The sequence below is a fragment of the Bacillus sp. CGMCC 1.60114 genome, from assembly GCF_042676365.1.
GTDB classification, from domain to species: Bacteria; Bacillota; Bacilli; order Bacillales; family Bacillaceae_G; genus Bacillus_A; species Bacillus_A rhizoplanae_A.
On the sequence record NZ_JBHTHG010000105.1, the window covers coordinates 8,008 to 8,448 of the forward strand.

1 protein-coding gene is annotated in these 441 nt (G+C 40.1%); it reads right to left on the minus strand.

The annotated features are described in order from the left end of the window. A partial coding sequence (locus ACFQZ1_RS14645; RefSeq protein ID WP_377882988.1) for an IS6 family transposase occupies positions 1–441 on the minus strand: 441 nt, incomplete at both ends.

Here is a 441-nt window from a genome sequence, read left to right on the forward strand (position 1 = left end):
CGCCACTCAAAATCAAGGTAGCTGTACGAAATGATTTCAATCCTAACATGGATCGAACTCTCTTCTTTATAAAACGGTGATCCTGTTCCACGATATTGTTAAGATATTTACGTTGCCTTAGCTGTATGCCTTCAGGTATACGTTTTTCTTCTTTTAATGTTTGAATTGCCACTGGATAAGCCGGATTCTTATCCACCGTAATGACACGAGGTTGAGACACATGGGAAGAAGCCAAGGCTTTCTTGAAAAAGCGCTTAGCTGATTTCGCATCTCTAGTTTTGCTCAGGTAAAAATCAATCGTGTTCCCTTCAGAATCTACTGCACGATATAGATACACCCACTGTCCTTTTACTTTTATGTAAGTTTCGTCTACCCTCCAGGAGTCATTGGTTCTCCTTAAATACGGACGAATGCGTTTATCAAGTTCTGGTCCATATTGAT